Below are 26832 nucleotides of genomic sequence, written 5' to 3'. Positions count from 1 at the left end.
TCATCAGTACCATGCGGTCTCTCAAATGGACTGCCAATCGGGATGATGTTGGTTGGCCGTCGAGGAGAGGAGGCAACGCTATTGCGTGCTGCCTATGCCTTTGAGCAGATCAGCGGCTATCAGGTTCACTCACAGCACCGGGTACGTTTTAATGATAGACCTTGATATCATAGCAGCCAGAGATATCGTATGTCTCATGAAATAACAGAGAGAACAGACTAGATGGCGCGCCACATTATCCCACGCGTTATTGATAATGCGGTGATACCGCCCGCGGGCACAAGAAAAGACGAGCCAACAATTCAGATTGGCTCAGATAAATGGTATGCATGGCTCAATGAAGAGAAAAACTGCTCTTTTGCCTATTGCTGTTCAGAAGGTTCATTGACAGCCAGGCGTGAGCATCGCCATGGTTCCTGGTACTGGTATGCTTATCGCACCCAACGGGGCCACGTGTGTAAGACGTATCTTGGAAAATCTGAAGAGCTTTCCATTGATAAGCTCCACGTAGCAGCGCGGCAACTTACCGCAGAGAAGGCTCCAACTGTACAGTTTCAAACTGCTCACGCATCCAACGCTGGCATAAGCACTCAGCAGAACACACCATCACTTCACCTGTTAACCACAAAAATTGCTATGCCACTTGCACGTCCCAACATGGTACAGCGCAAGCGATTGATACAATGGATGAATACCGCGGTACAGGGTTCGCTCACCCTGGTGGTTGCGCCTGCTGGTTGGGGCAAGACCACGCTCCTGATCACATGGTACACTCAGGATAATGGCTACGCATGGCCCCTCGCATGGGTCTCACTGGACATGGGCGATAATGATCCACTGCGCTTCTGGACCTATGTCATCAGTGCCCTCAATAGTGTAGACCCTGAAGCCGCTAAAGATGCATTAGCGTTGCTTTATGCTTCACCACCTCAACCAATTGAGACGGTCCTCACATCACTACTTAACGCGCTACGGCAATTTCCCAACCACATTGTATTAGTGTTGGAGGATTACCATCTCATTACTGCCCAGCCCATCCACGCAGCGCTTACCTACTTCATTGAACATCTACCTGCAAACATCCACCTCGTTATTGCCAGTCGCAGCGATCCACAACTCCCTGTAGCACGTTTACGTGTACGTGGTGCTTTAGCCGAATTGCGTGCCGCTCATCTTCGTTTCACCTCCGAAGAAACGACGACTTTCCTGACAGAGAGCATGGGATTGGCGCTCTCACCTGAGCAGATAGCTGCCTTACAGGTACATACTGAAGGGTGGATCGCAGGACTGCAATTGGCCGCACTTTCCATGCAGGGTCGGCACGATCTTGCCACCTTTATTGATGCATTCACAGGTAGTCATCGTTATATTGTCGACTATCTCGTTGAAGAAGTGCTGCTAAGACAAGCAGCAGATGTACAAGATTTTCTATTGCGAACCTGTATTTTAGAACGTCTTAGCGGTCCCTTATGCGATGCTGTATGTGAACGCAGCGATGGCCAGAGAGTGCTGGAATACTTAGAGCGCATGAATCTTTTCCTTGTAGCACTTGACGATGAACGACAATGGTATCGTTACCATCATCTGTTTATGGATGTGCTGCGCAATCGCTTGCGACAAAGTCAGCCGACAGTGATGCCCGAACTTCACCGCCGTGCCAGTCGCTGGTATGAACAGCACGATTTATTTGATGCAGCAGTAACGCATGCGCTGGAGATACCCGATGTTGAGCAAGCCGCGCACTTAATTGAGCAGTACGCCTGGTTCACCAACTTTCCCAGCCAATTTCAAGTATTGTTGGGTTGGCTGAATAGATTGCCAGATGCTTTTGTACGCACCCAACCCATGCTTTGTCTTATGCATGCAATAACGTTGATGTTAACGTTTCAAGTTGAAAAAGTCTACGCTCGCGTTAGCGATGCCGAACAATGTCTACAAAAGGAGATGCCGCTCGAACAACAGCGCAGCCTTATGTGTTTGATAGTGGCGTTTCGGGCCAATCTCGCGCGCCTCTTTGGCGACTATGCACAATGTGTGCCCTGTGCCCATGAAGCGCTTAGACTGATGCCTGACAAAGATATACTACCGCTCATACGTCTTTTTCGCCCAAGTACTATTGTGACGGCGGCCAGTGCTTATATGCTCAATGGAGATATGACTCCACAGACAGAACACATAGTTGAAGAAGCAGTTGGAGCAGTTTATGCGCTTGGTAACCTACCAACAACCATGAGAAGTATTTCCAATCTGGCACGGCTCCAACTTTTGCAAGGCCGACTGCGGCAAGCAGCGACGACGATTGACCGTATTGCACAACTGGTAGCCAAACGTGAGCAATTGCACACACTGCTCAATGGAGCGGATTACTACGTTATTCTCGGCACCATTCAATATGAATGGTATCAGTTGAGCGATGCCGAACATCATCTCAAATCAGGCCTGGAACTTGTTCGTGAAACGATGCAGGCCGACGCTGAAATGATCGCACGTGGCTATATAGTGCTTGCGCGTCTTCAATATGCGCGAAAAGAGAGCCAGCAAGCATTTGCCACACTCAACACATTCATGCGGATCGCACGGCAAAATGGTTTTGCTCCTCAATTACTGGCACAGGCCACAGCTATACAGGTACAGCTAGAAATATTACAAGGGAATCTGGAAGCGGCTGTCCGCTGGATGGAGAGCAATCAGGAGATTGAGCAGAAAGAACTATGCTATCTTCACGAATGTACATATTTGACCATGGCGCGTGTTTACATCGCCCTGGGACGCGCACGACCAGCAGGCCCATTTCTTAGCAGGGCACTTGCCTTACTGCATAGATTCCTTGAGGACGCTGAAGCCAAAATGCGTGTGCAAAGTATCATTGAAGCACTCATATTACGTTCGCTGGCATTACAGGCACAGGGCCATTTAACAGAAGCGTTAACAGCTTTGCAACGTGCCCTTACCCTGGCTGAACCAGAGGGATATATCAGCATCTTTATTGAAGAAGGAACAGCTCTCATTGATCTTTTGCGACACGCTTACAGGCATGGAATAGCACCTGCTTACATCGCAACCTTATTGGCAGCTACGCAGGAAAAGAGTATAATGCCAGCTGGAACACAACTCTCTGGCTATGCCACACCAATGGTGGAAGCACTTACTGTACGGGAACGTGAAGTGCTTAGCCTGCTCATAGTGGGTGCATCCAACCGTGAGATTGCTGAACAATTAGTACTCAGCGTCAACACTGTCAAAAAACATGTCTTAAACCTCTGCGGTAAATTGGGCGCACAGAGTCGCACACAGGCGATCGCCAGAGCGCGCGCACTTGAATGGCTGTAAGTGACAATTGTTCTGTGTTTCATTGCTACGCATCAAAAGTTGTAAACACGCTATTAAGGGATTCAGCGAGCGTGGGATGGGCAAAGATGGCATCGCGTAAAGTGGAGGCAGGCACCTTACCTATCATAGCGACCTCCAGCATAGCCATAATCTCTCCACCCTCAATACCTAGAATCGCTGCACCAAGTATCTGATCCGTAGCAGCATCCACCACGACTTTCATAAAGCCACGTGACTCATCCATTTCCAGCGCACGAGCAACATAATTCATTGGCATTCGAGCTACCTTGATATTACGACCTTTTGCGCGTGCTTCTGTCTCACTTAAGCCGATACGCCCAAGCTGTGGATCAATGAAAACTGTATAAGGTAGCAGACGCTCATGTATGCTAGCTTTCCCTCTATTAAGCAGGTTCGTGCGAATGATACGGAAATCATCATAAGAGATATGGGTGAAGGCCGGGCCACTTTTGATATCACCCAGGGCATAAATTCCAGGCACATTGGTCTCCAACTGATCATTGACCTGGATAAAGCCACGTTTATCAGTCATGATACCTGCAGCAGCCAGATTGAGCCAGTCTGTATTAGGAACACGGCCCGCGGCCATCAGTAAATGTGATCCGGTCAGGATTCGTTCCTCACTCTGCGTCTGCACTGTCAGTGTAATAGCACCTGTTGCTGACTGCTCAACACGCACTGGTTTGGTCTCCAGGAGTATTTCCAGGCCATCCTCACGCATGATCTTTGCCACCGCATCGGCAACATCTTCATCCTCACGTGCCAATAAGTTCTTGCCACGCTGGATTACTGTAACCTGACTTCCAAAGCGACGGAACATCTGGCCGAATTCCAGTCCAATATAGCCGCCCCCCACAATCAAAAGATGCTCGGGTACCTGATCCAATTCCATGATCGATGTTGAGTTCAGCGTAGATACATTCTCAATACCTGGTATATCTGGCCTGGCTGGCCGTGCGCCAGCATTGATGAAGATCGTATTAGCCATCACATGGCTTACATTACCATCATGGGCGTGAACTTCCAGGTTGTGGGCATCGATAAAACGAGCTTCTCCGAATAAAAGATCTACTCCTGCTGTATGTTCAAGACGGCGCTGATTAGCAGTGCGAAAACTCTCAACAATAGCACGTTTGCGTTGCCTTACTGTAGGCATATCTACAGAGATAGTATCGGTATGCACACCATAGTCAGCACCTCTGCGGGCCAGATAAGTCACACGGCCACTGGCAACCATCGTTTTTGTCGGCGTACAACCCTCATTGACACACGTGCCACCTACATGTATGCGCTCAATAAGAGCAGTATGCCAACCGGCATTCGCCAGAGCCGTCGCGAGCGGCCCACCTGCCTGACCCGACCCAATTATGATCGCATCATAATGTGTGGTTGAATTCATTGTTTCTCAATCTCCTCTCGTGTTCAACAAATATGCCCGCATATGCTCCAATCAATCACTGGTAGCATATAGTCATTTGGGCGGCACATTTGTTACACATGGAAGAGTTGTTTTGAGGAGCGATTAAACAGTGTAACAAAGAGACAAAGACAGAGACTATTTCTTGATAAGGAGACTATTTAGCGGAGAACTTTTTATCACACAGGTGCGAGGTTACCATGCCGATTATCTCATTTACTGGATTACTCATTGTCGCAGCAGTGGCCTTCCTGGCGCCGCTGCTATTGGGGCTATCTCCCTTACGCCGTCTCCCATCGGTAGTCATAGAGATATTGGGTGGCATCATCATTGGTCCATCCGTTCTGGGTTGGGTTAAAGTTGATCTGCCAATTTCAATTCTCGCTCTCCTCGGGCTGGCATTTCTGCTCTTTCTGGCAGGTTTGGAAGTAGAACTGGAACGCTTAAAAGGCCGCTTGCTCACCTATGTGGCCCTCGCCTTCCTGGTCTCGCTGGGGTTAGCACTACTTGCTGGATATGGATTTTATGCAGCAGGGCAGGTGGTATCGCCACTGCTCATCGCTATTATTCTGGTAGCAACCGCCCTGGGTATTGTGGTGCCGATACTTAAAGATGCAGGTGTGAGCGACACAGATTTTGGTCAACTGGTTATCGCAGGAGCGATGTTCGCCGAATTTGGCTCGATTATCCTACTATCGTTATTCTTCTCACGTGAAGCAACCAGTACAGGAGCAAAATTAGTGCTGCTGGGAGGTTTTGTCCTTGTCGCCATTATGTGCGCCTTTATCGTGTTGCGCGTAGAAAGATCACCACGCATAGCGGCAGTATTGGTACGCTTGCAAGATACCACGGCCCAGATTCGTGTACGCGGAGCCTTCGCATTGTTGGTCGCCTTCGCCGCGCTATCAGAACGACTGGGACTCGAAACCATTCTGGGTGCATTCATCGCCGGTGTCATTCTCAGGCAAATCGACGGGGATCGCATGTTAACGCATCCTCATTTTCGCCAAAAACTCGAAGCCATCGGTTTTGGGGTCTTCATTCCTGTCTTCTTCATTACCAGTGGTATACAATTTGACCTGAAGGCACTTATCGCAAGCCCCGCTACCATTCTGCGTGTACCACTATTCCTGCTCGCTCTGCTACTTATTCGTGGTGTACCCGCATTGCTCTACCGCCAACTTGTAGGCAATCAGCGCTCCATCATCGCAGGACTTCTGCAGGCCACCTCATTGTCATTCATAGTTGCCGCTTCACAAATTGGTCTGGATCTGGGCCTGCTCACAAAAGCCAACGTTGCCGCCCTGATTGCAGCCGGATTACTCTCAGTCATTATCTTCCCGATCATTGCCCTCACACTCTTACGTCAGCAGGCCACAACACCAGGCCAGGTAAGTAGTGTCATGACTGTTGAAAGCTCGTGAAAGCGTATAGGTTCGGGCCTTGCGCCCGATTTTGTCCTCGACAAGCGATACCGTCCCCTCGTAGAGGGGATGTTCAAGCCCAAGAGCCATGATCACCGGGGCATCGCCTTAAAAAACCTCTACCTGTAAGGGTGCTGAATCCCCCCAATCTCTTTTTTATGTTGGTGCAAAATGTGCGCACAGCGCACGTTTTGCACCAACATAAAAATCTCTGTTGATCTCCGCGGAAGCGAAGCGTGAGGAAGAGAGACCACGATGGGCGTGGGCATCAGATACTCTCTAAGCGCCTGACGCGTGGAAACTCAGCAATCCTCAGCCGGGCACAGCCGTAAGGAATAAGTGTGATAGGCTCAGACATGTTATCTGCTGTCACCACGGGATTTAATGGTAGCGGGCCCGCTGAGTTCTGAACCAGTGTCCACTCTGGTAGCTTGTATCCATTGGTATGAATGCGTACCGCCGTTTGTTCTTGACCAAATGGAGGCATACTCAAAGGACCGCGCTCAACGTGATAGATATCCGAGAGTGCCTGATTGGCTGGTACGGTTAAACCGTAATTCCACGGCGTCCTCGGGCGCACCTCCCAGTCGCCAAAGCCCGGCGTATCCGGCAATCGCGTCCATTCCTCACCGATGTGCAGGGCAAAGACCAGTGGACCCAGCGCAATGCCTGTCGCACCCTGAGGGCGAGGGAGCTCGCGCACCTCCATTGGTAGATATAGTTCGATGCTATCTCCACTATGCCATGTACGTTGAATAGAAATAAAGCCCTGCTCTGTAACCTGTCCAGCTATGTCGATATGCTGACCGTTTACTTTGACGCTCGCATTTTTGCACCAGGCCGGTACACGCAGCAGAATGGAAAACATCGCAGGCTGACTGACCTGTAACGAAAAATGTATCGTTTCCTCAAAAGGATAGCTGGTTTTTTCCTGCAGCGTCACTTCGATCCCGTGCGCTAGCTGAGTTTGTAGCGTACAAGGAGCATAAGCGATAGCTGCCAGACCATCATCAGCCGTTCTCATCCATAGTGATTGCACAAATCTGGGCCAACCCTGATGCATATTGGCCGTACAGCATCCGAAATTGGGAGCCAGCCCAAAGATATTAGAATCATCCTCATTCAGGGTCCAGTTTCGCTTGGCGATCGTACATGCGACCTGATTGGGCTGCTGGTCATACTGGTGGGCACGCATATCAGCCGTGATGGTTGCCGGAAGTGCGTTATAAGCAAGCAACTCTAGATGATCGGCGAAGCCGCCATCGCCAAACATACATACAAGCTGTTCGAGGCTAAACATAAATTCGACAATGGCGCAAAGCTCAACACCCTGCGTAGGATCTGTACCAGCCAGGTGCTCATCACCAGAGAAAGCCCCCTGTACCTGCCCGTGATAACGCATAAGCGTAGCAATGGCCTGCCTGGCGGCGTGTAGATGATGGCTGTTCCCATCACGCATAGCCTGAAAGGCAAATGCTTTCAATCCCATAGCGATATTCACGACATGGGTAAGGCGATTGTTATCGCCGGTTGGCTGTCGCTCCTTATAGGCGAAATTCTCAAAGTAGTCCGCCCAGGACAATGTTTGCTTCTCAAGCAACGTGACAAGCTCCAACAAGAAAGGCTCGTGTGTCCGCTCATAGAGCCAGTAAACGCAGAGCACATTATCATAGCCACGCCAGATCGCCCAATCCTGCAATGGATGTTGAGCTAAGTTAGCCAGCTGGTAACGAAAATAGCGTGTCATAAAATCAGGGATACGCTGGTCTTGAGTTGCTTCATAGTACTGTATCAGTGCTTTCAGCATCACCATGCGCGGCCACCAATCCTGGTTGCTGCGTGGACCAAACTGCCCATCTTCTCCCTGACTCAGCAGAACATGTTCAACCCATACCCGGGCTTTCTTGATCAGTTGTTCGTCTTGCAGCATATAGGCCAGAGGAATAAGCCCATCACAATAATATGGTCCACGCTCCCACTCTTCTCCCGTTCCACCCAACCACGCACTATTGGGACCAACATCGGGCCAGATTTCATCCAAATGTCCTGTCAGCCCTTGCGCTTGCAAGCGCAACTGTTCATATAACCAACCATCGGGTCGAATCGCGCCAGTTGGTAGCATTTGTAGAGAGCTTTTAACTGGTTCTTGAAAAGATACATTGCTGGAATCCAATGATTACATACCATCCTTCTACTAATGTTCAGTGTAGGTAGCTGTATATATTCTTGCCAGAGCAAGAGCATAGTTATGCTTTAATGGTACCTCCACATTAAGAATGTGTCTGAAAGCCATACGTTGCGCGCCTTCGGCCCCTGACACTATGCTCCTTCGGAGCTCAAAACCGTTTTAATGAGTGGTGCGGGCGCGCATGCGGCCGCCCGTACGGGGGCGCTTTGCTTCCCATGGGGATAGGCTTCAGATACATTCTAATCTATAAATGTAATAACGTTGAAGAAGCAAAAAAACAACCATGGAAGAAAGAATTGTGATTATCATGTTGGGGCCTCCAAGGCTCCAATTGGCGTGATTAACGTGATTGCCCACCGAAAAAGTTTTGTCGAACACCTTTTTCGGTGGGCAATCACGTTAAATCGCTGGATAGTTGGTTATATTTGTTCTTTCCGTTCTAATAGTTCTACAGCTCCTTGATGGGGACCTGGGCGTAGCGGCGCAGGACATCCTCATTGATCTGCACACCCAGGCCCGGTGTCTGGGGCACACGCACGGTGCCGTCCGCCTCCAGGTGAAACGGCCTGGTTAGCAGGTCACGAGCAATAGGACTCTCACTCACCGTAAACTCGGCGAGCTGTCCATGTGGCATGCTGGCAACGTAGTGCAGAGAAGCCGCTACCAGAATACCGGTCGAGAACGCGTGTGGGACACAGAGGATATTATGATCATAGGCATATTGAGCCAGCCGCACGGCGGGAGTCAAGCCACCCGCGCGTGCCAGGTCAGGTTGCACCACATCCACATGTCCTTTCTCAATGAGATTGACAAATCCCTGGAACGTCGTCTCTTGCTCACCGGCGGCGATACGCACATCGACGCGATCAGCCAGCCTGGCATAGCCGGTCAGATCATCAGGAGGTAGTGGTTCCTCAATCCAGAACACATCAAACGCTTCAAAACGCCGTGCCATCTTGATCGCCTGGGCAGCATCCCAGACCAGACCGATATCGAGCATGAGATCACGCGACCCGGCCGCCTCACGCGCAGCCCGCACCAGTTCAATGTCTAAGCTCTCCGAAACGCGCCCCAGGGGCCCCCAACCCAGTTTGATCGCGGTGTATCCCTGAGCAACAAGCTGGCTTACCTGCTGATGGACCTCCTCGGGTGTCTCTGGCATGATCATACTGGCATAGACTCGAATACGATCACGATAGGAGCCACCCAAGAATTTTGAGATTGGTTGTCCCGTGGCCTGTCCAACGATATCCCAGAGAGCCATATCTACGCCGGCAATGGCCTGTAAAGCTGCTCCTGAGCGTCCAAAATAGATGGTTCCCTCAACCATTTTATGCCAGAGCATCTGCACATCAAATGGATCATGTCCAACAAGGATCGTTCGCAAGCCACGCGCCAGCATGTGACTGGGGGGAGCATCAATGATAGCCTTCGCCACCGTAGGGGAAGAATCAACCTCACCCAGTCCAATCAGTCCTTCGTCGGTATGAACGCGAATAATCAGGGCATCCTGCGTTCCATCACAGCGGGCGTCATCTACATCAGGCAAGCGCAGAGGAATCGCCTCTATATCGGTAATTTTCACTGGTTTCTTCTCCAAGTATGGGATGATAGGTACAGATGGTTGCCGCATCTGGTAACAGGCTGACTTCCAGTCCATTGGCCAGCTGCTTGCCCGTTACCGTGTGCGCTGTAGTATGATACAAATCAGAGATTACATAGTTCTGTGCCTCATCAATATTGTGTAAGCTTACGTTGAACTGTGCCTGTGGAGCAGCCGAACGCCAGAGGACGAATGCACCGGTCCCCGTATCTGGCTCATGCATCTGCCAGCCCTCCCACGCACGAAGATCAGCAGTATCAGGCGTGAGCCGATAGAAGGTGCCGCCGCGTGGTGCATCCGTCGCATTATGGATAGCCAGGTGATGGCGTAGACTTGTGCTAAAGTCCTCAGTCCAGTTATCTATCGGTTCACTGACTCCGAAGGTACTTCCCATCAGTACCTGCCAGGCAGCGTCTTCATAGGAACGGCGCTGAAAAGGACCATAGATCATATTGAGGCGCTCGGACGGTAGAAAGGCGCCCATACGACCAAGAATGCGTCGGATACAGTCTGGCTGAGTATACTGATCATTGGCGAAATTGACATGGGCACGGCTGAATAATGTCCAGTCTAGCCGATTACCCCCACTGGCACAATTCTCGATGACCAGATCGGGAAAGGTCGTACGTATCCAGTCGAACGTGTCCCACAAGCCAGCGATGTGGCCCAGGTGCGCAAGTCCTCCATCAGCGACTTGCTGCCAGTAGGGAAGGGGGTCCATATTAAAATCCCATTTCAGCCAGCGGAGCTCCAGTCGCCGCACCATGTTGCCGATCACCTCACGGAAATAGGTGCGTACCGCCGGTAATGCAAAATTCACCAGGGCATACTCACGGTCAGGAACACGGAGCAACCAATCAGGGTGTTGTTGTGCCAGTTCAGACGAGAGATGTGCGCGTTCAGGCTCGAACCATAATCCCATCTCCATGCCTCGCGTTCGTGCATGTTCAGCTACAACCTCTAGACCATGTGGGAACTTCTCCTCATCAACACGCCAGTTGCCCACTCCCGCGCTGAAGTTATCACGCAGGCAGGGATACCAGCCCGCATCCAGCATAAAGTAGCGCAACCCGTGATCAGCTACGCGATCAATGGCTTCCAGTAGAAGTGCCTCATTGACATTGGCATCCAGGGCGGTCCAGGTATTAAAATGCGACAGATCAGATGTTGGCAACGCGGGCATACGTGAACGCAGCCAGGAGCGCATGGAATTATAGCCCGCGGCAGCGTCACCTTTATAGAGTCCCAGGGCAATCGAAGGGCCTTGCAGTTTGGTCCCCGCAGGCAACTGCAGGTCACATGGTTCAATCTGTACTGTCAACTGCAGATCAGAAGTGCCCCGAGGTTTCACAAAGTGAGCGCTCCAATGCCCACTCCAGCCGATAGCGCACCACACACCGCTGCTATCATCAGCCGTAGTGATGAGCAGGTATGGCATATACTGGTCACTGGAACGTCCACCGTGAGTCCCAAGCGAAAGATGTCCATCTTGATAATAGGCTGGTGTACGTGGGTAAAGCACATGACGCTGTGGCGTGATCGCATCCGGAGGGAAAAACGTTTGCATGGCTCCCCCACGCCATGTGTGAATGACCGGATCTGGCACCAGTGTGCCGTCCAAGGCGAGTTGCAACGGACAAAAATCGTGCAAACGTGGCCCTGACATATCTTCAGCCTGTGCCATTGTCAGCTGATAAACCAGCACCTGCCGGGCCTGATCTGATTCTACATCCACAGTGAGTGTTAGTCCTGGAGGATGTATGGCGTGGATGCGCTGTGATCCTGTTGTTGCTTCTGTGGTCAGAGGAAGTGCCGCCAGTTCCACCTCATCAATGCCAAGGCGGATTAACGGCAATTGTTTAAGTGCCGATCCTAGTGGTGATGCGGTGGTATCCAGATAAGACTGCAGCGCGAGCGCTTCCGGAGTGTGTGTAGCGCGAGTATCATCAACCATTAACTGTCCTCCTGGTATCTCAATGGGTGAGGTGCGCCTTGATACACCACTTCCACGCCGGGCAGCGAGAACGATTGATGTCTCCTTGCCCGGCTTGACTGAAATTCAGCAACCCGAAGAGGAAAGCAATGCATCAAGAACGACCAGCATGTATAAACCGTTATCCGTGATAATGCGCTAATGCCTTGGTGAGCTGGGCCTGAACCCCCGTTTGGAGATCTTTGAGCGCCTGTTCTGGGGACTTGGCACCACGGCGAGCAAGGTCAAACTGATTGTCGCGCTCTGTGTAGTAGTAGAGATCAACTGGACTTCCCTGGTTATAGAAGATATTCGAGCCACGCAGCAAGTCTGCAAAGATCTTATAGTCACTTCGATATGGCTCTTTCAGAACAGTTGGCTGTACCGTAATATCAGCCTTACGCGCAGAGAGATCACCTTCACGGGTCACCCAGTCGCGTACGCCTGTCGTCGCATTCCATTCGATAAATTTCCATGCCTGGTCAGGATGCTTCGAGCCTGTAGGAATTGCCAGCATGTTGCCATCAACGGAACCGTTGATATAGGGGTGAGATGCATCGGGTCGGGGCACTCCAAAGGACGCCACACCGAAGTTGACATTCGGCTCAAACTGTTGCAGGGAGGAGAGATAGTACGATTCCCCGACCCACATAGCTACCTTTTGCCCTAAGAAGTTCGTATTCCCACTAAAAGAACTGTTAAAACGTTGAAGCTGATCATAGCCACCAAACTTTTTGGCCCAATCGACCTCCCACTGCAGGGCAGCTGCATTGCCAGCCTGATCCATGGTTGGTGTGCCGGTCTGATAATTCCACATCTGGCTACCATCGGCCCACATTGGCCACTCAGCGGCCGACGTTGATCCAATCCAGGGAGCAAAGCCTAGCTGCGTAATAGCGCCTTTGCTATCACGTTTGGTTAGTTTCTGAGTGTAGGTTTCCAACTCTGCCCACGTGGTAGGAGGCTTGTTTGGATCGAGACCGGCCGCTTTGAAGAGATCCTTGTTCCAGAACAGGGCAAAGGAGTCGTAGACATAGGGAATACAGTAGATATGGCCGTGATACGTACATGTGGCCCAGGCTCCCGGCCAGAAGTCAGATTGCTTGATGACTTTAGAGTCCTTAACATAATTGTCCAACGGCATCAGTGCCCCCTGGACCGCCAACTGAATAGGGCCCGTAGGCACCATATACACATCAGGCGGATTGCCAGCCGAGACGGTAGACAGGAACTTGCTCGTGTCGCCCTGACGCTGCGGGTTCACTGTGAAGCCTGGTTGCGTCTTATTAAAGGTATGGACCAGATCATCCTGAATACCTCCGTAGAATTTGTCTGTCCAGAGGTGCCAGTAGGTGAGTGTCGGGTTCGTAGTGGTGGAAGACCCTGATGACCCACAGCCTGCGAGCGTACTGGCCAATGTAAGTAGGACAATAAAGAGGGTTGCAAGTTCACCTATGGTGAAATGACGAGGACGAGAATACATCATATGTAGCTCCTTCTATGCAGCAACAAATAGCGATCAATGGTATCTGTGATATCTGATCAGTAAAAGGGCACTGTGAACGCGATGACTCGCTGATCTATGCACCCATTATCCTTTGGATCCAGTCATGGTAATGCCCTGGACAAAATACTTCTGGGCAACGAAGAAAAGGACAACCATCGGGAGCGTCATCAGCAGAGCGGCAGCCATCATCAGTTCGTAATGGGCGCCATGCCATTGTGATCCCTGGAACCATTGCAGGCCTAGTGCCAGCGTATATTTCGATTGATCATTCAAGTAGATCAATGGCCCCAGGAAGTTGTTCCAGTCAGATGTGAACGTAAAAATTGCCACCACCAGCAGAGCTGGTTTTGCCAGAGGTAACATGATCTGCCAGAAGACACGCAGATGACTGGCGCCATCGACAAAGGCCGCCTCGCTGAGCTCATTTGGAATGGTCATAAAGAACTGCCGTAAAAGAAAGACATAGAAAGGGCTTGCCGTCAGATCGGGAAGGATCAATGGCTTAAATGAGTTCAGCCAGCCTAACCACTTGAAGATCAGATAGGTAGGGATCATAGTGGCTGGAAACGGGATCATCATCGTCGCCAGCATGATTACAAAGACCACCTCGCGACCGCGCCAGCGCAAACGGGCGAATGCATAGGCTGATATGGCTGAGCTCGCCACCACAAGTATCGTATCACTGATACAATAGAACAACGTATTTCCCAGAAAAGCCCAGAACGGAAAATCCTGCACGGCATGCGCATAGTTGTCCCAGGCAATAGGATGCGGGAACCACTGAATGGGAATGGTAAAGACATCACTGGGAAGTTTAAGCGAGGTACTCAACATCCAGGCCAGCGGGAAGAGCAAGATACAGCTCAGGATAACCAGCACAATGAACGTTATGGTCCGTAGCACTTGATCCGCCCCAAAGGCGGGACGTTTTTGGTCGCTGCGTAAAATTGACAGTGCTCGCATATTCATCGATCCCTCCTCATCTAGGCTGCCCACCTTCGTAGTAGACCCAGCGCCGTGAACTAGCTAAGACCAGGAGCGTGAGCGCCAGGATGATAATGAATAAGATGATACTCATAGCTGACGCATAGCCCATCTGGAAATCCCGGAACGCCGTTTGGTAGAGGTACACCACATACATCAAGATGCTATTTTCCGGTCCTCCGCCATTGTTGCCAAAGATATATGGCTCATTGAAGGTCTGGAGCGTACCGATGATACCCAATATCAGGTTAAAGAACAGCGTAGGGGTGACCAGGCGAATGGTGATGTAGCGTAAGCAAGCAAAGTGCCCTGCCCCATCGATGCGAGCAGCTTCATAGAGAGCTTCGGGGATATCTTGTAAGCCAGCCAGGAAAATAATGGCCGAGGACCGATGCCCCAGAGACTCATTAATATCAAGGAGGGCTTGGTCCAGTTGGGGTTATTGATCCAATCGGGTCCTGCAATTCCAAGACTGTTCAACAGGTTGTTCATAACACCATACTGTGGATTGAGTATCCAGAGCCATAAAATAGTTGCAGCAACACTAGGGATGACAGAAGGTAAATAGGCCAGCGCACGAAAAAAACCGATGGTACGCAACTTTTGCTTGAGTAAAATGGCGAGGCCCAGGGCGCAGAGTAAATTGAGCGGAATGACGACGATACTATAGATAAAGGTATTCTTCAAACTCTGCCAGAACAGGGGATCGCGAAATAGATCCTGGTAATTCTGCAAGCCGGTCCAATACGGTTGCTGGATGATATTGTAGTCGGTAAAGCTGTAATAGACGCTTGCCAGGAACGGATATGTAGCAAGTGCAAGGATTCCCACGATAATTGGTGAGGCAAAGAGATAGCCAAGGAGTTCCTCACGACGGCGCAATCGACTGGTTTTTCGTCGAACCTTCCTGGGAATGACGTGTCGCTGTTCAGGTGTATGTTTAGCGATAAAATGCATAAGGACATCCCTCCTTTGTGCATGGCATACAACAATGAATGCGTTCTTTAGGCAGAGAGATTCTTCAGATGCTTATGCATTGGCCTCATGGCGCCAATGCCAGCTTTCACTACCAGAAATCAAAGGACGAATTTCCTCAGGTAAGGTTGCAACAAAGGCCGGACTGATCTCATTGCCAGGCCATTCGCGCATCATGGGCGGAGTATAGCCACTGATCAACACCACGCGTTCCCGATCACTGCGAACTGCAGTGGTGCTATGAACCAACGACTCTGCAAATAAAAGGACCGAGCCCGCTTTTGCCTCGACCTGATGAATTAATCTCTCGTCCGTAAGGGCCGCATCAATGATGTCGCGCTCATTCCATCCCAGGCGATGGCTACCTGGAATGACCGCGGTTCCCCCGTCATCTGGCCCGACGTCCGTCAGATATGCAAGCGTCTTAACGAAGAGACAATGGAAGTGGTGATTAGCCATATAGGTGCCCCAGCCATAGCGCGTCCCGGTATGGAATCCGGTAGGCAGGGTGCGCCGATGTTCATAAGTAGAAGGATCAAGGAGTGGATCGCGTCGATTGATGATCGCTTCCGTTTCTTCCAGCCGTATAGCTCCCCCCACAATTTCTTTTACCAGTGGAATCAAGCGGGGGTGACTGGCATAGTCGAGGAGTGCTGGATCATATTCAACCACGTGACCGACATGAAACATATGCTCGGCCTGCTTATTCACGTAGACACGATGGGCATCAAGATCAGGCTCTGCCTTGAGGCGATAGAGCGCCTGCTTCATGCGGGTGACCTCATCGGTTGTCAACACGTTTTCAAGTAACACATATCCATACACATCAAAATGGAGTCGCTGCGCAGGAGTGAGGCGAATGTTTTCGCCCGCGACCCTTTCTGCCTTCCTGCCTGGTGAGCTCGTATCCTGACTCCTCCGTGAGTCCATCTTCATAATCTCCCTTCTTCGGTAGCATATTTCGCCTGATTTCCAGACAATCGCACATTGACTGCCTGTACAAATACAAGTGCTTAATCCCAAGGGACATGTTACTAACAGCGTGACGATCTTACATGTTTCTATTTACAATGTTGCTTAGTGCTTATCTTTGGAAAGCGCCTGTTGCAGTGCGGTGACTTCATCACGACTGGTCTGCATATGCAGGCTCATTGCAGCGCGTGCAGCTTCGGGATCATGTGCCGCTACTGCATCGCGAATGCGGCGATGCTCTTCCACGGCCCGCGACATCGCTGAAGCGATGCGTGTTCCTCGTAGCATGATGGTCTGGATAGGGCCCAGGAGCGGTTGCAAGACAAGCGCCATGACCGGATTATCTGCACTGGCCGCCAGAGCGCGATGGAATCCCATGTCAGCAGCACTATGGGCAACGGGATCATGCTGGGTGGCCACCATGCGCTCCAGCGTTGCATCGAGTGTTTGCAGATCAGTCTCTGTATGACGCATGGCTGCCAGGCCACTGATCTCAATCTCAAGAACAGCTCGCGTCTCCACTACATGCAACAGCTTCGCATGTCCACTGCGAATAAGAGTGGCAATAGGTTCGGCGACACGCCATTGATCGGGCGTGGTAACAAAGGAGCCAGCACCGTGCCGTATTTCCACCAATCCATTGACGCTCAGCGTCTTGAGCGCCTCGCGAATTACCACGGAACTGACATCAAATTGTTCGGCTAGCTTACGCTCAGATGGCAATGCCTGACCAGCGCTAATCTCACCTTCAATGATCATTTCACGCAAATGTTGAGCGACCTGGTCACTCAAACGTTGGCGGGCTACCTCAACCACAATTGATCCTCATTTCTTTAGGTGATGTAGTGATCACATCACTTTCAAAGTATACGGAACATATCTGCCATTGTCAATCCTATTGATTTCTTTTTCTTGACCGTTGTTGATTATACGGTCCTACCTTGAGCACCCTGCTCCTGCTTTGGCACTGCTTGCGATTGTATGGTACTATTTAGAGAGTTTTGCTTGAAGATTCGGCCTGGGGCGCGGACGCCCCCAATCTCTTTTTTTATGTTGGTGCAAAATATGCGCACAGCGCATATTTTGCACCAACATAAAAACCTCTTTTGAGCTCCGCAGGAGTGTAGCGTGAGGCGAAGAGACCACGACGGGCGTGGGAGTCAGCTTAGAACGCGCTGTTTAGGAAGGGTAATGCATGATGACAAAAACGAATGGGGTGCGTATCGCGGTCGTTGGTCTGGGATTTGGTGAAGATTTCGTTCCACTTTACCTGCAACATCCTGATGTTGAGTATGTAGCGATCTGCGACATGAATGAGACCAGGGTTACTGCGGTTGGTGACAAGTTTGGTATTACACGTCGCTATACGCATATTGAAGATATTTTCGCCACCGATGAGTACGATGCTGTGCATATACTCACGCCAGTCTCATTTCATGCCGAGCATGTATGCGCGGTCCTTGCGTCCGGTAAGCACTGCGCCAGCGCAGTCCCAATGGCGACCTCTATTGAGGACGTTAAACGCATTATTGCGGCCCAGCGCCAGGCGAATAAGAACTACATGATGATGGAAACCTCCGTCTATACACGTGAGTTTCTCTACGTCAAGCAATTACAGGACGAAGGAGCACTGGGGCCAATTACGTTTTTGCGTGGCGCGCACATACAAGATCTGGAAGGGTATCCGTCTTACTGGCAGGGATATCCACCGATGCACTATATCACGCATGCGCTGTCTCCACTGCTAGCACTGGCCGGAACGAATGCCAGCAAGGTACATTGCTTTGGCTCTGGCGAATTACGGCCCGATCTGCGTGGGTCGTTTGAAAACGCTTATCCCCTGGAAACAGCCCTCTTCCGCTTGCAGCATACACAGCTAGCGGCGGAGATAACGATGTCCTTTTTTCAGACAGCGCGCAGCTATATGGAGAGCTTTGCAGTTTATGGAGAGCGGCAGAGCTTTGAATGGGAGCAGCTCGATAATGAAGATCCGGTGCTCTTCACCTTGCAACCGATCCGGGCAGGGCAGCGTGGACGCCATGCTACAGCTACTCGTGTGCACATTCCAGATTTTGCCGAGCGTTTGCCGCGGGAAATTGCGCGTTTTACGCAGTGGGTGCCCTATGATGAAACCGATGCCCAGCGCTCATTCCGCGTTGGCGGCGGTCATGGTGGCGCGCATCCCTACCTGGTGCATGAATTTAACGGCCATATCTACTGTATTCCCTATGTCTACGACTCCTTTGCCCTGTTCTGGAACAAGGATCTCTTCAAAGCGGCCGGTCTCGATCCAAACAAGCCTCCTACCACGTGGGCAGAGTTGGAAACCTACACTCAGAAACTAACCAAACGTGATAGCAAAGGCGCTATTACGCAGCTAGGCTTTGCTCCCTGGATTGGATCAACGTCGGCCGCTGAGTGGCCAATGTGGGCCGATGGTAGCCAGATGTGGAATTATCAGACCGGCACACCAACCATGGATCAGGCTGGCAATGCAGCTGCCCTGCAGTGGGAGGTCGATTGGGCCAAAAAGTTTGGTGGCTATGATCAGCTTCAACGTTTTAACAGTTCTTTTAGTGGGAATACGAACTTCTTAGGGCAAAAGGTAGCTATGTGGGTCGGGGAATCGTACTATCTCTCCTCCCTGCAACAGTTTGAGCCGAATGTCAACTTCGGTGTGGCGTCCTTTGGAGTGCCCCGACCCGATGCATCTCACCCCTATATCAACGGTTCCGTTGATGGCAACATGCTGGCAATTCCTACAGGCTCGAAGCATCCTGACCAGGCATGGAAATTTATCGAATGGAATGCGACGACAGGCGTACGCGACTGGGTGACCCGTGAAGGTGATCTCTCTGCGCGTAAGGCTGATATTACGGTACAGCCAACTGTTCTGAAAGAGCCATATCGAAGTGACTATAAGATCTTTGCAGACTTGCTGCGTGGCTCGAATATCTTCTATAACCAGGGAAGTCCAGTTGATCTCTACTACTACACAGAGCGCGACAATCAGTTTGACCTTGCTCGCCGTGGTGCCAAGTCCCCAGAACAGGCGCTCAAAGATCTCCAAACGGGGGTTCAGGCCCAGCTCACCAAGGCATTAGCGCATTATCACGGATAACGGTTTATACATGCTGGTCGTTCTTGATGCATTGCTTTCCTCTTCGGGTTGCTGAATTTCAGTCAAGCCGGGCAAGGAGACATCAATCGTTCTCGCTGCCCGGCGTGGAAGTGGTGTATCAAGGCGCACCTCACCCATTGAGATACCAGGAGGACAGTTAATGGTTGATGATACTCGCGCTACACACACTCCGGAAGCGCTCGCGCTGCAGTCTTATCTGGATACCACCGCATCACCACTAGGATCGGCACTTAAACAATTGCCGTTAATCCGCCTTGGCATTGATGAGGTGGAACTGGCGGCACTTCCTCTGACCACAGAAGCAACAACAGGATCACAGCGCATCCACGCCATACATCCTCCAGGACTAACACTCACTGTGGATGTAGAATCAGATCAGGCCCGGCAGGTGCTGGTTTATCAGCTGACAATGGCACAGGCTGAAGATATGTCAGGGCCACGTTTGCACGATTTTTGTCCGTTGCAACTCGCCTTGGACGGCACACTGGTGCCAGATCCGGTCATTCACACATGGCGTGGGGGAGCCATGCAAACGTTTTTCCCTCCGGATGCGATCACGCCACAGCGTCATGTGCTTTACCCACGTACACCAGCCTATTATCAAGATGGACATCTTTCGCTTGGGACTCACGGTGGACGTTCCAGTGACCAGTATATGCCATACCTGCTCATCACTACGGCTGATGATAGCAGCGGTGTGTGGTGCGCTATCGGCTGGAGTGGGCATTGGAGCGCTCACTTTGTGAAACCTCGGGGCACTTCTGATCTGCAGTTGACAGTACAGATTGAACCATGTGACCTGCAGTTGCCTGCGGGGACCAAACTGCAAGGCCCTTCGATTGCCCTGGGACTCTATAAAGGTGACGCTGCCGCGGGCTATAATTCCATGCGCTCCTGGCTGCGTTCACGTATGCCCGCGTTGCCAACATCTGATCTGTCGCATTTTAATACCTGGACCGCCCTGGATGCCAATGTCAATGAGGCACTTCTACTGGAAGCCATTGATCGCGTAGCTGATCACGGGTTGCGCTACTTTATGCTGGATGCGGGCTGGTATCCCTGCCTGCGTGATAACTTCAGCGCGGGAGTGGGCAACTGGCGTGTTGATGAGGAGAAGTTCCCACATGGTCTAGAGGTTGTAGCTGAACATGCACGAACGCGAGGCATGGAGATGGGATTATGGTTCGAGCCTGAACGCGCACATCTCTCGTCTGAACTGGCACAACAACACCCTGATTGGTTGCTCCGTGTTCCTGACCGTGAGTATGCCCTGGTGAATTTTGCATTACCGGCGGTACGCACCTATTTCCGTGAGGTGATCGGCAACATGGTGCGGCGACTGGAGCTCCGCTGGCTGAAATGGGATTTTAATATGGACCCCCTTCCCTACTGGCAGCAAGTCGCTGATGGAGGACTTGCGCACCTGGGCCACATCGCTGGCTTGTGGGACACGTTCGACTGGATACGTACGACCTTTCCCGATCTGGTCATCGAGAATTGTGCCAGTGGGGGTAATCGGCTAGACTGGACATTATTCAGCCGTGCCCATGTCAATTTCGCCAATGATCAGTATACTCAGCCAGACTGTATCCGACGCATTCTTGGTCGTATGGGCGCCTTTCTACCGTCCGAGCGCCTCAATATGATCTATGGTCCTTTTCAGCGCCGTTCCTATGAAGACGCTGCCTGGCAGGTACTGATGGGAAGTACCTTCGGAGTCAGTGAACCGATAGATAACTGGACTGAGGACTTTAGCACAAGTCTACGCCATCACCTGGCTATCCATAATGCGACGGATGCACCACGCGGCGGCACCTTCTATCGGCTCACGCCTGATACTGCTGATCTTCGTGCGTGGGAGGGCTGGCAGATGCATGAGCCAGATACGGGGACCGGTGCATTCGTCCTCTGGCGTTCGGCTGCTCCACAGGCACAGTTCAACGTAAGCTTACACAATATTGATGAGGCACAGAACTATGTAATCTCTGATTTGTATCATACTACAGCGCACACGGTAACGGGCAAGCAGCTGGCCAATGGACTGGAAGTCAGCCTGTTACCAGATGCGGCAACCATCTGTACCTATCATCCCATACTTGGAGAAGAAACCAGTGAAAATTACCGATATAGAGGCGATTCCTCTGCGCTTGCCTGATGTAGATGACGCCCGCTGTGATGGAACGCAGGATGCCCTGATTATTCGCGTTCATACCGACGAAGGACTGATTGGACTGGGTGAGGTTGATTCTTCCCCTACGGTGGCGAAGGCTATCATTGATGCTCCCCCCAGTCACATGCTGGCGCGTGGCTTGCGAACGATCCTTGTTGGACATGATCCATTTGATGTGCAGATGCTCTGGCATAAAATGGTTGAGGGAACCATCTATTTTGGACGCTCAGGAGCAGCTTTACAGGCCATTGCCGGCGTAGATATGGCTCTCTGGGATATCGTTGGACAGGCCACGGGACAACCAATCTCAAAATTCTTGGGTGGCTCCTATCGTGATCGTATTCGAGTCTATGCCAGTATGATCATGCCAGAGACACCCGAGGAGGTCCATCAGCAGGTAAGCCAGCTTGTTGCTCAGGGATACACCGCGATCAAACTGGGTTGGGGGCCCCTGGGGCGCGTTTCGGAGAGCTTAGACATTGAACTGGTGCGGGCTGCGCGTGAGGCGGCCGGGTCGCGTGATCTCATGCTCGATATCGGTCTGGTCTGGGATGCTGCCCAGGCGATCAAGATGGCACGGCGTTTTGAAGCGTTTGATGTGTTCTGGATTGAGGAACCACTACCTCCTGATGATCTGACCGGCTATGCCAGGCTGGCTGATCGCGTCGATGTGCGTATCGCCGCCGGTGAGCAAGAGACGACGTTCCAGGGATTTGTCAATCTCATTGAGAAAGGACATGTGGATGTGGTGCAACCTGACCTGGCACGCGCGGGTGGCTTGACTCCCGCCGTGCGGCTGGCTCAATATGCCTATGATCATAATATCCTCTGTGTCCCACACGCGTTCTCGACCGGTATTCTGGTAGCGGCTTCTCTGCACTACGTTGCCAGCATGCCACATGGACAGCTCGCCGAGTTTACGGTGAGTGAGAGTCCTATTGCTCGTGACCTGCTAACCAGGCCGTTTCACCTGGAGGCGGACGGCACCGTGCGTGTGCCCCAGACACCGGGCCTGGGTGTGCAGATCAATGAGGATGTCCTGCGCCGCTACGCCCAGGTCCCCATCAAGGAGCTGTAGAACTATTAGAACGGAAAGAACAAATATAACCAACTATCCAGCGATTTTAACGTGATTGCCCACCGAAAAAGGTGTTCGACAAAACTTTTTCGGTGGGCAATCACGTTAATCACGCCAATTGGAGCCTTGGAGGCCCCAACATGATAATCACAATTCTTTCTTCCATGGTTGTTTTTTTGCTTCTTCAACGTTATTACATTTATAGATTAGAATGTATCTGAAGCCTATCCCCATGGGAAGCAAAGCGCCCCCGTACGGGCGGCCGCATGCGCGCCCGCACCACTCATTAAAACGGTTTTGAGCTCCGAAGGAGCATAGTGTCAGGGCCGAAGGCGCGCAACGTATGGCTTTCAGACACATTCTTAATGTGGAGGTACCATTAAAGCATAACTATGCTCTTGCTCTGGCAAGAATATATACAGCTACCTACACTGAACATTAGTAGAAGGATGGTATGTAATCATTGGATTCCAGCAATGTATCTTTTCAAGAACCAGTTAAAAGCTCTCTACAAATGCTACCAACTGGCGCGATTCGACCCGATGGTTGGTTATATGAACAGTTGCGCTTGCAAGCGCAAGGGCTGACAGGACATTTGGATGAAATCTGGCCCGATGTTGGTCCCAATAGTGCGTGGTTGGGTGGAACGGGAGAAGAGTGGGAGCGTGGACCATATTATTGTGATGGGCTTATTCCTCTGGCCTATATGCTGCAAGACGAACAACTGATCAAGAAAGCCGGGTATGGGTTGAACATGTTCTGCTGAGTCAGGGAGAAGATGGGCAGTTTGGTCCACGCAGCAACCAGGATTGGTGGCCGCGCATGGTGATGCTGAAAGCACTGATACAGTACTATGAAGCAACTCAAGACCAGCGTATCCCTGATTTTATGACACGCTATTTTCGTTACCAGCTGGCTAACTTAGCTCAACATCCATTGCAGGATTGGGCGATCTGGCGTGGCTATGATAATGTGCTCTGCGTTTACTGGCTCTATGAGCGGACACACGAGCCTTTCTTGTTGGAGCTTGTCACGTTGCTTGAGAAGCAAACATTGTCCTGGGCGGACTACTTTGAGAATTTCGCCTATAAGGAGCGACAGCCAACCGGCGATAACAATCGCCTTACCCATGTCGTGAATATCGCTATGGGATTGAAAGCATTTGCCTTTCAGGCTATGCGTGATGGGAACAGCCATCATCTACACGCCGCCAGGCAGGCCATTGCTACGCTTATGCGTTATCACGGGCAGGTACAGGGGGCTTTCTCTGGTGATGAGCACCTGGCTGGTACAGATCCTACGCAGGGTGTTGAGCTTTGCGCCATTGTCGAATTTATGTTTAGCCTCGAACAGCTTGTATGTATGTTTGGCGATGGCGGCTTTCGCCGATCATCTAGAGTTGCTTGCTTATAACGCACTTCCGGCAACCATCACGGCTGATATGCGTGCCCACCAGTATGACCAGCAGCCCAATCAGGTCGCATGTACGATCGCCAAGCGAAACTGGACCCTGAATGAGGATGATTCTAATATCTTTGGGCTGGCTCCCAATTTCGGATGCTGTACGGCCAATATGCATCAGGGTTGGCCAGATTTGTGCAATCACTATGGATGAGAACGGCTGATGATGGTCTGGCAGCTATCGCTTATGCTCCTTGTACGCTACAAACTCAGCTAGCGCACGGGATCGAAGTGACGCTGCAGGAAAAAAACCAGCTATCCTTTTGAGGAAACGATACATTTTTCGTTACAGGTCAGTCAGCCTGCGATGTTTTTCCATTCTGCTGCGTGTACCGGCCTGGTGCAAAAATGCGAGCGTCAAAGTAAACGGTCAGCATATCGACATAGCTGGACAGGTTACAGAGCAGGGCTTTATTTCTATTCAACGTACATGGCATAGTGGAGATAGCATCGAACTATATCTACCAATGGAGGTGCGCGAGCTCCCTCGCCCTCAGGGTGCGACAGGCATTGCGCTGGGTCCACTGGTCTTTGCCCTGCACATCGGTGAGGAATGGACGCGATTGCCGGATACGCCGGGCTTTGGCGACTGGGAGGTGCGCCCGAGGACGCCGTGGAATTACGGTTTAACCGTACCAGCCAATCAGGCACTCTCGGATATCTATCACGTTGAGCGCGGTCCTTTGAGTATGCCTCCATTTGGTCAAGAACAAACGGCGGTACGCATTCATACCAATGGATACAAGCTACCAGAGTGGACACTGGTTCAGAACTCAGCGGGCCCGCTACCATTAAATCCCGTGGTGACAGCAGATAACATGTCTGAGCCTATCACACTTATTCCTTACGGCTGTGCCCGGCTGAGGATTGCTGAGTTTCCACGCGTCAGGCGCTTAGAGAGTATCTGATGCCCACGCCCATCGTGGTCTCTCTTCCTCACGCTTCGCTTCCGCGGAGATCAACAGAGATTTTTATGTTGGTGCAAAACGTGCGCTGTGCGCACATTTTGCACCAACATAAAAAAGAGATTGGGGGATTCAGCACCCTTACAGGTAGAGGTTTTTTTTAAGGCGATGCCCCGGTGATCATGGCTCTTGGGCTTGAACATCCCCTCTACGAGGGGACGGTATCGCTTGTCGAGGACAAAATCGGGCGCAAGGCCCGAACCTATACGCTTTCACGAGCTTTCAACAGTCATGACACTACTTACCTGGCCTGGTGTTGTGGCCTGCTGACGTAAGAGTGTGAGGGCAATGATCGGGAAGATAATGACTGAGAGTAATCCGGCTGCAATCAGGCGGCAACGTTGGCTTTTGTGAGCAGGCCCAGATCCAGACCAATTTGTGAAGCGGCAACTATGAATGACAATGAGGTGGCCTGCAGAAGTCCTGCGATGATGGAGCGCTGATTGCCTACAAGTTGGCGGTAGAGCAATGCGGGTACACCACGAATAAGTAGCAGAGCGAGCAGGAATAGTGGTACACGCAGAATGGTAGCGGGGCTTGCGATAAGTGCCTTCAGGTCAAATTGTATACCATCGAAAATGGTAATGAAGAAGACAGGAATGAAGACCCCAAAAAACCGATGGCTTCGAGTTTTTGGCGAAAATGAGGATGCGTTAACATGCGATCCCCGTCGATTTGCCTGAGAATGACACCGGCGATGAATTGCACCCAGAATGGTTTCGAGAGTCCCAGTCGTTCTGATAGCGCGGCGAAGGCGACCAACAATGCGAAAGGCTCCGCGTACACGAATCTGGGCCGTGGTATCTTGCAAGCGTACCAATACTGCCGCTATGCGTGGTGATCTTCTACGCGCAACACGATAAAGGCGCACATAATGGCGACAAGGACAAAACCTCCAGCAGCACTAATTTTCTCCTGTACTGGTTGCTTCACGTGAGAAGAATAACGATAGTAGGATAATCGAGCCAAATTCGGCGAACATCGCTCCTGCGATAACCAGTTGACCAAAATCTGTGTCGCTCACACCTGCATCTTTAAGTATCGGCACCACAATACCCAGGGCGGTTGCTACCAGAATAATAGCGATGAGCAGTGGCGATACCACCTGCCCTGCTGCATAAAATCCATATCCAGCAAGTAGTGCTAACCCCAGCGAGACCAGGAAGGCGAGGGCCACATAGGTGAGCAAGCGGCCTTTTAAGCGTTCCAGTTCTACTTCCAAACCTGCCAGAAAGAGCAGAAAATGCCAGCCCGAGGAGAGCGAGAATTGAAATTGGCAGATCAACTTTAACCCAACCAGAACGGATGGACCAATGATGATGCCACCCAATATCTCTATGACTACCGATGGGAGACGGCGTAAGGGAGATAGCCCCAATAGCAGCGGGCGCCAGGAAGGCCACTGCTGCGACAATGAGTAATCCAGTAAATGAGATAATCGGCATGTAACCTCGCACCTGTGTGATAAAAAGTTCTCCGCTAAATAGTCTCCTTATCAAGAAATAGTCTCTGTCTTTGTCTCTTTGTTACACTGTTTAATCGCTCCTCAAAACAACTCTTTCCATGTGTAACAAATGTGCCGCCCAAATGACTATATGCTACCAGTGATTGATTGGAGCATAT

General features: G+C 51.2%; 22 protein-coding genes. 10 read left to right on the top strand and 12 right to left on the bottom strand.

Features of this window, described 5'->3' with window-relative positions; genetic code table 11:
• The first annotated feature begins 222 nt into the window (after positions 1-222).
• Entirely contained in the window at positions 223-3330 is a 3108-nt protein-coding gene (locus JMI88_RS38370) for a winged helix-turn-helix domain-containing protein (protein WP_201367373.1), read from the top strand.
• A gap of 25 nt (positions 3331-3355) precedes the next feature.
• On the opposite strand, the gene JMI88_RS38365 is transcribed toward JMI88_RS38370, so the two are convergent.
• A complete protein-coding gene (locus JMI88_RS38365) occupies positions 3356-4750 on the bottom strand; it encodes a mercuric reductase (RefSeq protein ID WP_201367372.1) in 1395 nt (464 codons plus the stop codon).
• Positions 4751-4968: 218 nt separating this feature from the next.
• Here JMI88_RS38365 and JMI88_RS38360 point away from each other — a divergent pair, with 218 nt between their 5' ends.
• Positions 4969-6192, top strand: a complete 1224-nt coding sequence (locus JMI88_RS38360; protein ID WP_201367371.1) for a cation:proton antiporter — start codon at positions 4969-4971, stop codon at positions 6190-6192.
• Positions 6193-6460: 268 nt separating this feature from the next.
• On the opposite strand, the gene JMI88_RS38355 is transcribed toward JMI88_RS38360, so the two are convergent.
• The 9 genes from JMI88_RS38355 to JMI88_RS38320 form a co-directional block, all read right to left on the bottom strand.
• Positions 6461-8365, bottom strand: coding sequence for a beta-L-arabinofuranosidase domain-containing protein (locus JMI88_RS38355; protein ID WP_201367370.1), 1905 nt, complete (start codon positions 8363-8365; stop codon positions 6461-6463).
• Positions 8366-8828: 463 nt separating this feature from the next.
• Entirely contained in the window at positions 8829-9965 is a 1137-nt protein-coding gene (locus JMI88_RS38350) for a mandelate racemase/muconate lactonizing enzyme family protein (RefSeq protein WP_201367363.1), read from the bottom strand.
• Entirely contained in the window at positions 9922-11937 is a 2016-nt protein-coding gene (locus JMI88_RS38345) for a glycoside hydrolase family 36 protein (protein ID WP_201367364.1), read from the bottom strand. Before JMI88_RS38345 ends, JMI88_RS38350 begins: the two co-directional genes overlap by 44 nt.
• 160 nt (positions 11938-12097) lie before the next feature.
• A complete protein-coding gene (locus JMI88_RS38340) occupies positions 12098-13441 on the bottom strand; it encodes an ABC transporter substrate-binding protein (protein ID WP_201367369.1) in 1344 nt (447 codons plus the stop codon).
• 105 nt (positions 13442-13546) lie between these two features.
• Entirely contained in the window at positions 13547-14431 is an 885-nt protein-coding gene (locus JMI88_RS38335; protein WP_201367368.1) for a carbohydrate ABC transporter permease, read from the bottom strand.
• 10 nt (positions 14432-14441) lie between these two features.
• Positions 14442-14768, bottom strand: a complete 327-nt coding sequence (locus tag JMI88_RS41075) for a carbohydrate ABC transporter permease (protein ID WP_373324003.1) — start codon at positions 14766-14768, stop codon at positions 14442-14444.
• The gene (locus JMI88_RS39945) at positions 14690-15403 is read right to left on the bottom strand and encodes a carbohydrate ABC transporter permease (RefSeq protein WP_236023252.1); all 714 of its coding nucleotides are present in this window, start codon (positions 15401-15403) and stop codon (positions 14690-14692) included. Before JMI88_RS39945 ends, JMI88_RS41075 begins: the two co-directional genes overlap by 79 nt.
• 72 nt (positions 15404-15475) lie before the next feature.
• A complete protein-coding gene (locus JMI88_RS38325) occupies positions 15476-16351 on the bottom strand; it encodes a phytanoyl-CoA dioxygenase family protein (protein WP_201367367.1) in 876 nt (291 codons plus the stop codon).
• Between the two features lie 147 nt (positions 16352-16498).
• A complete protein-coding gene (locus JMI88_RS38320) occupies positions 16499-17209 on the bottom strand; it encodes a FadR/GntR family transcriptional regulator (RefSeq protein WP_201367366.1) in 711 nt (236 codons plus the stop codon).
• A 379-nt stretch (positions 17210-17588) separates the two neighbouring features.
• Here JMI88_RS38320 and JMI88_RS38315 point away from each other — a divergent pair, with 379 nt between their 5' ends.
• The 8 genes from JMI88_RS38315 to JMI88_RS38280 all read left to right on the top strand — a co-directional run bounded on the left by JMI88_RS38315 (position 17589) and on the right by JMI88_RS38280 (position 25484).
• The gene (locus tag JMI88_RS38315) at positions 17589-19514 is read left to right on the top strand and encodes an extracellular solute-binding protein (RefSeq protein WP_201367365.1); all 1926 of its coding nucleotides are present in this window, start codon (positions 17589-17591) and stop codon (positions 19512-19514) included.
• A 160-nt stretch (positions 19515-19674) separates the two neighbouring features.
• Positions 19675-21690: a glycoside hydrolase family 36 protein gene (locus tag JMI88_RS38310; RefSeq protein ID WP_201367364.1), complete on the top strand. Its 2016-nt coding sequence runs from the start codon at positions 19675-19677 to the stop codon at positions 21688-21690.
• Positions 21647-22783, top strand: coding sequence for a mandelate racemase/muconate lactonizing enzyme family protein (locus JMI88_RS38305; protein ID WP_201367363.1), 1137 nt, complete (start codon positions 21647-21649; stop codon positions 22781-22783). Before JMI88_RS38310 ends, JMI88_RS38305 begins: the two co-directional genes overlap by 44 nt.
• A 463-nt stretch (positions 22784-23246) precedes the next feature.
• Positions 23247-23549, top strand: a complete 303-nt coding sequence (locus tag JMI88_RS38300; RefSeq protein ID WP_201367362.1) for a hypothetical protein — start codon at positions 23247-23249, stop codon at positions 23547-23549.
• A 56-nt stretch (positions 23550-23605) separates the two neighbouring features.
• On the top strand, positions 23606-24196 hold the full coding sequence (locus JMI88_RS38295) for a beta-L-arabinofuranosidase domain-containing protein (protein WP_236023251.1): 591 nt from the start codon (positions 23606-23608) through the stop codon (positions 24194-24196).
• Positions 24156-24398 carry a hypothetical protein gene (locus JMI88_RS38290; protein WP_201367361.1) on the top strand — a complete coding sequence of 81 codons (243 nt, stop codon included), beginning with the start codon at positions 24156-24158 and terminating at the stop codon, positions 24396-24398. Before JMI88_RS38295 ends, JMI88_RS38290 begins: the two co-directional genes overlap by 41 nt.
• Before the next feature lie 109 nt (positions 24399-24507).
• Positions 24508-25152: a beta-L-arabinofuranosidase domain-containing protein gene (locus tag JMI88_RS38285; protein ID WP_201367360.1), complete on the top strand. Its 645-nt coding sequence runs from the start codon at positions 24508-24510 to the stop codon at positions 25150-25152.
• Positions 25153-25325: 173 nt separating this feature from the next.
• The gene (locus JMI88_RS38280) at positions 25326-25484 is read left to right on the top strand and encodes a hypothetical protein (RefSeq protein ID WP_201367359.1); all 159 of its coding nucleotides are present in this window, start codon (positions 25326-25328) and stop codon (positions 25482-25484) included.
• A 53-nt stretch (positions 25485-25537) separates the two neighbouring features.
• Here the strand turns inward: JMI88_RS38280 and JMI88_RS38275 are convergent, their stop codons facing one another.
• Together JMI88_RS38275 and JMI88_RS38270 are read right to left on the bottom strand one after the other, a co-directional pair.
• A complete protein-coding gene (locus tag JMI88_RS38275) occupies positions 25538-26029 on the bottom strand; it encodes a cation:proton antiporter domain-containing protein (protein WP_201367358.1) in 492 nt (163 codons plus the stop codon).
• 84 nt (positions 26030-26113) lie between these two features.
• Positions 26114-26623 (bottom strand): cation:proton antiporter domain-containing protein, encoded by a 510-nt coding sequence (locus tag JMI88_RS38270; protein ID WP_201367357.1) that lies wholly within the window; start codon positions 26621-26623, stop codon positions 26114-26116.
• Positions 26624-26832 lie beyond the last annotated feature (209 nt).

It is taken from the genome of Dictyobacter formicarum, from assembly GCF_016587435.1.
Note: the sequence above shows the minus strand (reverse complement) of the source record. Positions and strands in the feature narration are given on the sequence as shown.